Origin of the sequence: Modestobacter altitudinis, assembly GCF_005930475.1 — a bacterium.
Taxonomy (GTDB): domain Bacteria; phylum Actinomycetota; class Actinomycetes; order Mycobacteriales; family Geodermatophilaceae; genus Modestobacter; species Modestobacter altitudinis.
On sequence record NZ_SJEW01000111.1, the window covers coordinates 1 to 10,743 of the forward strand.

A 10,743-nucleotide genomic window follows, 5' to 3' on the forward strand; every position below is an offset into this window, starting at 1 on the left:
GCACCGCCCCACCGCCGGAGACCAGCACCCCGCCACCCGCGAGCGGGGGCATGACGGGCTCCTCGACACCGTGAGCGACCGGAGGGGCGGAGGACGGCGTCGGCGCCGGCTGAGCGGGCCCGGGCCGGCGTCCACGGCCTTCCTCGGGCCTCGCTCCGACGATGCCCGGTCGGTGGCCCTCCTCTGCACGGACGGGAGGGACTGCGGTCGAGGATCGCCTGACGCGGCACCGGAGCCGGTCGGGGCGCAGCTCGGGAAGGCGCTGAGTGCAGAGTCGGGTAGGCAGATCGAGTCGGAGTCTCGCTGTGAGCGATCATCCGGTCTCCCACGGAGGAGGCAACGGCACGCATGGGGTGTCCGGGCAGCACGAGGACGCCAGGTTCCGGGCGTTCATGTCCTACAGTCACGCCGCCGACGGGAAGCTCGCTCCGGCCCTGCAACGCGGGCTGCACCGGCTCGGCAAGCCCTGGTACAGGCCTCCGGCCTTCCACGTCTTCCGTGACGACACGGACCTGACCGCGTCCCCTGCTCTCTGGTCGTCGATCGAGCAGGCGCTGCAGGCGTCGACCTTCTTCATCCTGCTCTCGTCGCCACAGGCGTCAGCATCGCGGTGGGTCCAGCAGGAAGTGGCCTGGTGGCTCGCCAACAAGCCGCATGACCGACTCCTGGTGGCCCTGACCGGCGGTGAACTCACGTGGGACGACGGCAGCGGGGACTTCGACCGCGGTGCGTCCAGCGCCCTGCCACCTCAGCTGTACGGGGTCTTCGGCGAGGAGCCGCTGTGGGTCGACCTGAGATGGGCGCGCGACGCCAACGATCTCTCACCCCACAACCCGAGGTTCCGCGACGTCGTGGCCGATCTGGCTGCTCCCTTGCACGGTGTCAGCAAGGAGCAGCTGATCGGCGAGGACATGCTCCAGCAGCGACGGACGATCAGATGGCGGAACTCCGCCATTGCGGCTCTGCTCGTCCTGGCAGTCGTCGCGACCGTGACCTCGGTGCAGTTCTTCGTCCAGCGCAACGTCGCCCGGGAACAACGGGACCTCGCCGTGGCGCGTCTGCTCGTCACCCAGGCCGAGGCGGCACGAACCGGCGACGCTCGCACTGCCCTGCTCCTGGGCATCGCTGCTGAGCGGCTCGACCCTGGCCCCGAGACCAGGTCCAGCCTGGTCGACACCCTGACGCACACCCGGTACTCGCGCACGCTGCCGCACGACAAGGGCCTGGTCGGGGTGGCGATCACCCGTGACGGGAGCACCCTCGCAACCGGGGACCGCGCCGGCAGCATCGTGCTGTGGGACGTGGCCGACCCCGACCGACCCCGTCGGATCAGGCAGCCACTGAAGGGCCACAGCAGCTTCGTCTACTCGGTCGAGTTCTCCCCGGACGGGCACACGCTGGCGAGCGCGAGCGGGGATGGCACCGTCGTCCTGTGGGACGTCACCGACCCGGCCCGACCCCGGCGGCTCGGGGAACCCCTGGCAGACCACACCGACGAGGTCCACTACGCCGCCTTCTCCCCTGACGGCCGGACCCTGGCCACCGCCAGTTTCGACCGCACGGTGCTGCTGTGGGACGTGTCCGACCCGGCCCGCCCCCGGCGGCTCGGGGAACCGCTGATCGGTCACACCGACCTGGTCACCATGGTGGCCTTTTCCCGGGACGGCCGGACCCTGGCCACCGCCGGTTTCGACCGCAACGTGCTGCTGTGGGATGTGTCCGACCCGGCGCGACCACGGCGGCTAGGGGCACCCCTCGCCGCGCACACGAACGCGGTCTGGGGGGTGGCCTTCTCCCCTGCCGGTGCCATCCTCGCGACCGCCGGGGCCGACAACAGGACCCTGCTCTGGGATGTCAGCGATCCGGCTGCTCCTCGGCGGATCGGCGAGCCCCTGACCGGGCACGTCAGCGAGGTGTATGCGGTTGCCTTCGCGCCGGACGGGCGCACGCTGGCCACCGCGAGCTCCGACCGGACCGTCATCCTGTGGGACCTCGCCGATCCCCTGCGCCCTCGGCGGCTCGGCGAGCCCCTGACCGGGCACACCGACTACGTGAACGCAGCCGCCTTCTTCCCGAACGGAGGCACGCTCGCCACGGCCAGTGACGACCGGACCGTCATCCTGTGGGACCTCGCTGATCCGCTGCACCCCGAGCGGATCGGCGATCCCCTGACCGGGCACGGCGGCCCCGTGGAGGCGGTCGCCTTCACGCGGGACGGGCGCACGATCGCCAGCGGCGGCGCCGGAGGTCTGCTGCTTCACGACGTCACCGACCCGGCCCGACCGCGGCAGCTGGGTCCGCCGCTGACTGCACACACCGGCGAGGTTCTCGCGGTGGCGTTCTCCACGGACGGCCGCACCCTGGCCACCGCCGGCGCCGACCACGCCGTCCTGCTGTGGGACGTCACCTCTCCGGCGCGACCGCGGCAGGTCGGGAGGCCGCTGACCGCACACACCGGCGCGGTCTTCGCGGTGGCGTTCTCCCCGGACGGCCGGACCCTGGCCACCGCCGGCGCCGACCACACCGTCCTGCTGTGGGACATCAGCCATCCGGATCGACCGCAGCAGATCGGGAGGCCGCTGACCAGGCACACCGGCGACGTCTTCGCGGTGGCGTTTTCCCCCGACGGCCAGACCCTGGCTGCCGCCGGCGCCGACCGCACGGTCCTACTCTGGGACGTAGCCGCCCCAGCCGCGCCCCGCGAGATCGCAGTCACTCTGAGCGACCACGCGAGCTTCGTCTACACCGTGGCTTTCTCCCCGGACGGGAGCATGCTCGCCAGCGGAGGCGCCGACCGCACGGTCCGGCTCTGGAACGTGGCCGACCCGGCCCGGCCCGGTCGGCTCGGTCCGGCACTCACGGGGCACAGCGACGACGTCCGCTCGGTCGCCTTCGATCCCGACAGCCGCACGATGGCCAGCGGCGGTAGAGACGACACCGCCGTCCTGTGGGATCTGACCAATCCGGGCCGACCGCGCCCCCTCGGTGAACCCCTGACCGGGCACCGCGGCTCCGTCAACGCGGTCGCGTTCTCGCCGGACAGGGAGACCCTGGCTACCGGGAGTCACGACGGCACCCTCGGCCTGTGGGGTCTCGGACCGCTCCGGGGCCTGAGGGACGCGTCGATCGAGCGGGCGTGCGCCATCACCGGGCGTGGTCTGGACCGTGAGGAGTGGCAGCGCTTCGTCACAGGCCTGGCCTACCGGGACACCTGCGCGGCCTGATCATCGCACCCGACGAGTCAACTGAACCTCGGAGCAGTGTCCTGTCACGCCGACGCGGACCAGCGCGGTCAGTTCAGATGCTGGCTCGGCTCCCAAGTCGCGGCGGAGCGCCTCCCGGTAGGCGTCGAAACAGCGCTGACCCTCCACCCGGTTCCCCTCAGCGAGGTGGGCCATGACCAGTGCCCGCTGGGCGCTCTCCCTGAGCGGCTCGACGGAGACCGCCACCATCGCCGCCTCGACCGCCTCGACCGCCTCGACCGCCTCGACCGCCTCGACCGCCTCGACCGCCTCGGCGAAGCGTCCCTCGGTGACCAGTCGGCGGCTCAACGCCTCCAGTCCGTGCAGCATCCGCTGCCTCAGCCGTTCGCGTTCCACGATCACCCAGTCGTCGTACCAGCCCGGGAGCAGGTCGAGCGCTTCATACCAGGACGGGGTGATGGTGAGCTCATCGACTGGTGTCGTGCCGCTGATGAGGCCAGCGGCCCAGTCGCGGACGAGCTCGACATCGACGGCCACGTCCTCGCGCGCAGGTTTCCCGCCGCACGGTCGTCACTGCCAAGAGGCCACAGCAGGCCGGCCGCGTACCGCCGCTCCACGCGCCGGCGCCGCAGAGCGACGAAGACCAGCAATCGCTTGCTGCCCTCGGGGATCTCCCGGCGACGTCCATCGACACAGACATGAGGACCATCGAGCAGGTGCAGCACCGGTCCTGTCGGGGCCGGCTCGCGCAGCGTCCCGTCGTCCAGCAACTGCTGAGCTGGCATGTCTCCCCTCCCCCTTTGGGCGCGGACGAGGATAGGAGGCGGGTCGTCACCGTTTCGTCACGCCGATGGCGGCGGGTTCCCCTCAGAAGACGGTGGCCGGCCCAAACCGGTGCCCGGCCGATCAGCGCTCCCGGACCGCCTTGAGGGATGCGAAGACCACCACGTTGCTCAGGTACGTCCGCCGGTCCCGGTCGAACGCCCCGCCGCAGGTCAGCAGCCGCAGCACCGGTTCGGCGGACGGGCCGTACACGGCCTCGGACGGGAACTCCGTCTTGAGGTACGTGCGCACTGAGTCGACTGCGAAGTCAATGGTGCGGCCGTCGGCACGGTGGACCTCGACCGCGTCACCGGGCCGCATCTCGTGGATCCGGTAGAAAACCGCAGGCCCGCGGTAGGTGTCGAAATGCCCCAGCAGGACGGCGGGGCCGGGGTCCCCGGGCGAGGCAAGGTTCCGGTACCAGGCCGCAGGGGCCCCCGGGACGAGGGCTGGGACGCCGACCGTGCCGTCCGGGTTCAGGCCAACGGGGACCACGTCCGTGTGCAGCCCGATGCGCGGGATGTCGAGGTGGACAGGGGGAGATCGCTGCGTATCCACGCTAGGGGCAGCGGTGTCCGTCTCACCGGCGCCCGCAAAGAGGCCGCTCACCAGGTCTTGAGCGCTCGGTGGAGCCGCGGCAAGCGGCAGCGGAGCCTCCGGTGAGCGGGTCAGGCCCAGGAGAAGCAGCACCAGGCCAGCCGCGCCCAGGAGGGTGCCGGCCCAGCCACCTCGGCGGCGCAAGCCGGCGCTGAGCACTGCGGACCAACGGCGCCGCCTGCCCGCGCGGCCGGTCACGGGTCTCCCGGGCCGGTCCGGGTGGGTCCGTGCTCGACACCGTCGTCGCGACGCCGCACCACGTAACCGGCCACGAACGCCGCGCCGACCAGTGCCGTCACCCCTCCGGCAACGAGGACGTCGTCCGCGGACGACGACGTGCCGCCCCCGCCCGTGTCCGGCGCACCGAGAGGTGTGACAGCCGCCGGCGTGCCCCCCGAGCCGGGAGCACCACCTGCGGCGGACCCGCTGCTCGTGCCGGTCCCGTCGGTGGACCCGGGAGGCGCTGCGGATGCGCTGGACCCGGGCGGTCCACTCGGCCCGGGTGGCCCACTCGGCCCGGGTGGCCCACTCGGACCGGGCGACCCCGCCGGACCGGGCGACCCCGCCGGCCCGGTCGTGTAGCTGATGGGGGTCGTGTCTCGGTCGATCGGCAGGAACAGCCCCGCGAGCGCGACGAGGGCGATCAGCACCCGGGGGATGATCAGCCAGGGCGGACGTCGACGGTCCGGTGTCGGGGGTCCCGCGCCGCCGGATCCGTCGGGCGGCCCCCCACTTCCGTACCCCGGGCTGCCCTGGCCCGGATCCGGTCCGCCCGCCCCGTAGCTCGGCCGGTCTTCCCCGTAGGACGACATGGCGGCATCCCCTCGTGCGGGACCGGGTGCGATCCTCCGTGGCACTGGCCGCGGAGGTCCCTCTCCTCCGGTCAGCCTGCCCGGACGCCGTCACCTCACCGTCACCGCACCGGAGCTACGCGGAGCCGTTCTCCTGGTCAACGTCGTCCAGGCGGCTGTCGTCCCGGTACGTGGCCAGCCGCATGGTGGTGAAGCTGAGTGCATCGGTGACCTCGGGTCCCGAATCACCGGGCACGACGGGCACCACGGTGACGGTGACCTCGCTGACCGACCCGAGCCGGCGCAGCGCTTCGGTGACGGTCACGACCTTGGTCTGCGGGAGGAGCGGGTGCGGCATGCGCAGGTCGAACTCGTCGACGGTCCGGGCCTTGGGGTTGCAGTGGTCGTCGTCGGTACCCACGCAGCCGCCGTGCCCGAAGATGGTGAAGCAGCCGGCGTAGCCGGTCTCGGCGGTGATCGGGGTGGCGGCGTCGGCGTCGGAGTTCGCGAGGTACACCCGGGCCGTGAAGGACGGACCGGAGTGGTCCACGTCGTGGAATATCAGGTCCGCTCGGTCGAAGACGGGGGCCGCGGTCGCCTCGGCCGCTCCTGAGGCGGCGATGTCGAGGGGCGGTGACGTGTAGATTTCCATGGCTGCCTTAGGGGGTCGGTGCCGAGCTGGTCGAGACGGCGTAGTCGTAGCCGAGCGCCGTCGTGTCAAGTGTCTGCTCGACCGTCATCGGGAAGGGTGACAGCGCGGTCCGCAGGATCGAGGCGGGCGGGCGCGCTCCGGGATGGCTCAACTGCCACAGCCGCCATATCCGGTCGACCATCGTATGATGCGCCCAGAAGATCGGGTCGAAGCTGGAGAACTCGACCAGTCGCATGTGGCCGAACCGGCCGCCGACCCACAGGTGCACCCGGTTGTGCAGTTCTTCCAGCGCCTCGGTGAACGAGGAGTAGTCGGTCTGCGCGAGGGCGTCCTGCACGTCCTGAGCAGTCGGGAGCGGAGGAGTGCCTGGTGCTCCGGGGTCCCGCTCGGTCCACCGCCTCGCGAGGACCGGCGGCCGAGCATCCGCCCCCTGCTGGAGGGCCACAGGATCCACGGGCGCCGAGTGGAGCGGGTTCCGCTGGCCCCCGGGATCCTGCTCGGCGGCGAAGATCGCCGGGATCGTCGGGGTCCGCCAGTCCCACCAGGTCAGCGTGGCCTCGGGGACCTGGTCGCGGAGTGCGCGTTCGAAGAAGTACAGGTAGGCGCGGTGCCACGGCAGGAAGAACGGTCGACCGTGCGCCACGGTGCAGTCCATGGGGCGAGGGAGCCCGTGCAAACCGGCGAAGTAGTTGTAGCCCCGCTCGTCTCCGATGCCCATCGTCGCGCTGAAGGCTTCCCGTAGCAGCGCGACCTGCCCGGGGGTGAGCCGCCGAGCGCTCCGCCGCCACCGGACCGGTGAGGCCGCCAGGTGGGACGAGGGGGTTCCGACGGCCATGGACTGCCCTTTCTGGTACGGGCCGCGTCCCTCGCCGAGGAGACGCGTACGACGGGACATGACCAATGGCGGCGACACGTGGAGTGCGCCGACACGCCATGGCTCGGGGACGAGATGACGCTAGGCGGGAGTCGTCACGGCAGCGTCACGTGCGCTGGGTCGCGAGGCGCGCAGGCCGCCGGCCGACACGGGGCGGGGTGCAGCAGGGGTGTGCTCACCGGCGAGGACCACGACGACAAGACGCACCATGCCGACGGTGGGCGTGACGCTACGGTGACAGGAGCACCGAATCCTGTGCCGTCAGACAGCCATGGCGGGAGGCAGACGCCCGATGCCGGCTGCGGATGGGGGGCCGACCGTGCGCATCGCGTCCTTCAACGTGGAGAACCTCTTCGAGCGCGCCCGCGCGCTTGACCCCTCCCACTGGGAGACCGGGCGCCCGGTCCTTGAGCGCCAGGCCCGCGTAAACGCGGTGCTCGGCCGGCCGGAGTACTCCGACGACGACAAGGCCGAGATCGTTGACCTCCTCGATGCCCTCGGCCTGTCCGCGTCGGACGCCGGGCCTCTCGCCGTCCTGCGGCAGAACCGTGGCCACCTGCTCACCCGCCATCCCGACGGACGGGTGGAGATAACGGCCTCGGGCCGCGCCGACTGGGTCGGCTGGGTGGAGCTCACGAAGGGACCGGTTGATGAACTCTCCACCCGCCACACCGGGCAGGTCATCCGCGACCTCGCGCCAGACGTCCTGGGGACCGTGGAGGTCGAGGACCGGCCGACGCTCAAGGGTTTTTCGAGAGTCGTGCTGCCCGAGGTCGGCGCGCCTGCCTACGAGCACGCGATGGTCATCGACGGCAACGACGACCGCGGGATCGACGTCGGCGTCCTCCTCAAGGAGGGCTACGAGATCTCCGCCATGACGTCCCACGTCGACGATGTCGACGACAGGGGGGCGATCTTCAGCCGGGACTGTCCCGAGTACGCCATCCGCGGCCCTGGAGGGTTCCGCCTGCTGCTGCTGGTTAACCACCTCAAGAGCAAGGGCTTCGGGAGCCAGCAGGCCAACGACGCCCGACGCCGTCGCCAGGCGGTCCGGGTGGCGCAGCTCTACGAGGCCGCACGTGCCGCAGGCGAGGACCACGTCGCAGTCGTCGGTGACTTCAACGATAGCCCGGAGTCGAAGGCCCTCGAACCGCTCCTGGCCGGCACCGACCTGCGTGACATCACCGAGAGCCCCCGCTTCACCAACGACGGGAGGCCAGGCACATTCCGCAACGGAACCAAGGGCACCAAGATCGACTATGTGCTCCTCTCCCCCAGCCTCTTCGCCGTGACTTCCGGCGGAGGCATCCACCGCAGAGGCGTCTGGGGCGGGAAGAACGGCACGCTGTGGGAGCACTACCCGGACATGGCCGGACCTCACCAGGCCGCCTCCGACCACGCGGCCATCTGGGCGGACATCGAGGTGTAGGGCGAGGTGTCCCATCAGCCCCATGGTGGACGAGACTCCGCCCGAACCGTCGACCTGGTGCCGCCGCTGGTCGAGCCCAAGGGGGCCGGTCACCGGGTACTCGGACCGTCAGCCGTCGAGGGCGGTCTCCAACCTGTCCGGCGCCGGTGCCGGTGTCGGGATCAGCGGCGGGACCCCGAGCCGCTCGAAGCGGCGGACGAGGTAGGCGTCCCAGTCCCAGGCGTCCAGGAAACCCCGTGCAGCGGTGCGGCCGTTCCGGTGCAGGCGGTCGGCGGTCGCGCGGGCGGCGTCGGCGACGGGGACGTCGTCCGCCGCGAGCCCGTACGGTCGTAGTCCGCCGGGAAGGTATGCATCAGGCCGCCGGCGTCTGAGACGACCACCGCCAGTCGGTAGCGCTTCTCCGGCGGTAGGGCCGCGGAGTCCGGGTCCTGCTCCTGGCTGATCTCCAGGTCCTACCGGTCCGCACTCCGCACTCGGCCGGCTGATCGGTCAGCCACCGGTGCAGGTAGCGGCCCTCTTAGAGGCCCTTGTCGAAGGCGAGCGACGGCGCCTGGCCGAGGAACGGGATGCGGTCCACCAAACCCGGGCCTGGACGCCTGCGTCCTTCCGCGGTCGACGAATGCGTGGCCGAGGCCGAGGATACGGACGGCGTCACGGACTGCGACGTCGATCCCGGCGATCCCCTGCCGCACCGCTCCACGAGTGCCCGGTGGATGCGATCGACCACCTCGGGAGGCAAGGCCGCCCTCTCCAGCGAGACGGTGAGCTCCTGGCCGTCATCCCGGCCCTGACCCTCGCTCATCTGCCGTCCCCAGTCGCGGCGGCGGCCGCGGGCAGAGGCCCTGGCCCACGAGAAGCAGCGCCGCCTCCGGCAGGGACCCGGCGACCGCCGCGACCCCGGCTCCATGTCCAGCTCATCGTCGACATCCCGGCGAGGACGGCGAGGGTTTCGCTGAGGACTGGTACCGGGCGGCTGACGGTGACGGCGACGACACGTCAGCGGCGCAGCAGACGGGCCGCCCGCTCGCCGTCCGGCGGCGGGGCCGCGCCCGCGAGCTGCCGCCCGAGGGCGAATCCACCAGGGCTCCGCCGACCCTTCCCGCCAGTCGAGGGCTGCCCCTCCCACGAGTCCGAAGGTGCTGCCCAGTGCCACCTTGACCAGGCTGGAGGGCCCGGGGAGCACCGCATCACCCATGAGCATGCCCACCCCGAACACCGCGGCGATCGGCGCGGCGAACGTCCCCAGTGACGGGGCCGCAGCCGCCCAGGGCAGGTGAAGCGCCTCGGCGAGGCCGAAGTCGCCGAGGGAGATGCCGGCGACGACGGCGACGACCGTCGCGTACCGGCGCATCATGGGTTCAGCAGCGACTCGACCACGGCGCGCGCGGCGGCGTCGACGAGGGTGAGCTCGTCGAGGAGTGCCCCGGTCTCACCGGCCGCGGAGAGGTCCTCGGTTAGCCGTGTCGAGCTATTCAGCAGGCCGAGGTGCAGACGCCAACGGCTGTGCTCGTCGTCGGGGATCGCGAGTGAGTACGGCAGCTCGAACGGCGCGCGGCCGCACGCAGGGTCGCCAGGAGTGGGATCGGCCTTGGCCGGTCGCGTGGTCAGCAGCCGGGCGGTGCTGCGCATCCCGACCGCCCCTCCACGCGCATCTGCTGGTGTCCGTCGCCTCCGCACTTCACGCCCCCGGTGCCATCTATCTGGCCAACGAGCGCCTGACCCCGGGGCGGGGCGGAGCCCGGCGTGGTCCGGCTGAGGTGGTCGGCGGGATTCCGCTGACTGCTCCGGGGCGACCCTGGACCGTCGCGACCGGCGACCGCCGTCCACTCCAGGCCAATCGTTCGGCTCGCCGGTGGACGCACTCCCCGCCGGTCACGGGCTGACGCGGTCGGCTCGATGGGTGGTGCCGTCCGCAGTCACGAAGGTGCCCTCAGGGAGGCGCAACGCAGGTGCCTTGTCGCGAACACCGTCCGCGTTGGAGATCCCGAGCGGGGGAACGCCGGGGAGTACGACCCAGCGGAACAGGACCTCGACGCCATCCTCCACGATCGAGGCGCGATACACCCCGGCAGGCTCGGCCGCCGCGCCCGCAACGAAGGGAGTGGCCAGGCCCGCTGCCATGATGCGGCCGGAGACGCGGCCGCCGTCCACGATGCCGGTGAGGGTCGCACGGTTCGGGCCGGCCAGGTCCAGCCGACCGTCGGCGACCGGGCCCTCGAACCAGGCCTCGAGCATCGTCCCGTCGCAGAGGTACGCGGCTGCCTCTCCGGCGACGATGATGATGGCCAAGCTGGCCCGGTCGTCCTCCGTCCGGCCGGCGAACACCGCCTCCTGCCCGGTGGGCGACGGGGAGGGCGATGGTGAGGGTGATGGGG

The 10,743-nt window shown here is 71.8% G+C and carries 10 protein-coding genes; 2 read left to right on the forward strand and 8 right to left on the reverse strand.

Annotation, left to right across the window (positions count from 1 at the left end; genetic code table 11):
* Positions 1–392 precede the first annotated feature (392 nt).
* Positions 393–3,224 (forward strand): TIR domain-containing protein, encoded by a 2,832-nt coding sequence (locus FHL79_RS23955; RefSeq protein ID WP_171058329.1) that lies wholly within the window; start codon positions 393–395, stop codon positions 3,222–3,224.
* Here FHL79_RS23955 and FHL79_RS23960 read toward each other — a convergent pair whose 3' ends face one another.
* The 5 genes from FHL79_RS23960 to FHL79_RS23980 all read right to left on the reverse strand — a co-directional run bounded on the left by FHL79_RS23960 (position 3,225) and on the right by FHL79_RS23980 (position 6,900).
* Positions 3,225–3,740, reverse strand: a complete 516-nt coding sequence (locus tag FHL79_RS23960; RefSeq protein ID WP_138761063.1) for an AfsR/SARP family transcriptional regulator — start codon at positions 3,738–3,740, stop codon at positions 3,225–3,227.
* A gap of 369 nt (positions 3,741–4,109) precedes the next feature.
* Positions 4,110–4,820 carry a class F sortase gene (locus FHL79_RS23965; protein WP_218938596.1) on the reverse strand — a complete coding sequence of 237 codons (711 nt, stop codon included), beginning with the start codon at positions 4,818–4,820 and terminating at the stop codon, positions 4,110–4,112.
* Positions 4,817–5,434, reverse strand: a complete 618-nt coding sequence (locus FHL79_RS26675) for a GVDTG sorting domain-containing protein (RefSeq protein WP_500684522.1) — start codon at positions 5,432–5,434, stop codon at positions 4,817–4,819. The genes FHL79_RS23965 and FHL79_RS26675 overlap by 4 nt, the downstream gene beginning before the upstream one ends.
* A 115-nt stretch (positions 5,435–5,549) precedes the next feature.
* Positions 5,550–6,065 (reverse strand): hypothetical protein, encoded by a 516-nt coding sequence (locus tag FHL79_RS23975; RefSeq protein WP_138761064.1) that lies wholly within the window; start codon positions 6,063–6,065, stop codon positions 5,550–5,552.
* Between the two features lie 7 nt (positions 6,066–6,072).
* Positions 6,073–6,900: a tyrosinase family protein gene (locus tag FHL79_RS23980; protein ID WP_171058330.1), complete on the reverse strand. Its 828-nt coding sequence runs from the start codon at positions 6,898–6,900 to the stop codon at positions 6,073–6,075.
* A 358-nt stretch (positions 6,901–7,258) separates the two neighbouring features.
* On the opposite strand from FHL79_RS23980, the gene FHL79_RS23985 reads away from it, so the two are divergent.
* Positions 7,259–8,368 carry an endonuclease/exonuclease/phosphatase family protein gene (locus tag FHL79_RS23985; RefSeq protein ID WP_138761066.1) on the forward strand — a complete coding sequence of 370 codons (1,110 nt, stop codon included), beginning with the start codon at positions 7,259–7,261 and terminating at the stop codon, positions 8,366–8,368.
* Between the two features lie 517 nt (positions 8,369–8,885).
* Here FHL79_RS23985 and FHL79_RS23990 read toward each other — a convergent pair.
* The 3 genes from FHL79_RS23990 to FHL79_RS24000 all read right to left on the reverse strand — a co-directional run bounded on the left by FHL79_RS23990 (position 8,886) and on the right by FHL79_RS24000 (position 10,693).
* Positions 8,886–9,170, reverse strand: coding sequence for a hypothetical protein (locus FHL79_RS23990; RefSeq protein ID WP_138761067.1), 285 nt, complete (start codon positions 9,168–9,170; stop codon positions 8,886–8,888).
* 548 nt (positions 9,171–9,718) lie between these two features.
* Positions 9,719–9,997 (reverse strand): hypothetical protein, encoded by a 279-nt coding sequence (locus FHL79_RS23995; RefSeq protein ID WP_138761068.1) that lies wholly within the window; start codon positions 9,995–9,997, stop codon positions 9,719–9,721.
* 243 nt (positions 9,998–10,240) lie between these two features.
* A complete protein-coding gene (locus tag FHL79_RS24000) occupies positions 10,241–10,693 on the reverse strand; it encodes a hypothetical protein (RefSeq protein WP_138761069.1) in 453 nt (150 codons plus the stop codon).
* Positions 10,694–10,743: the final 50 nt, after the last annotated feature.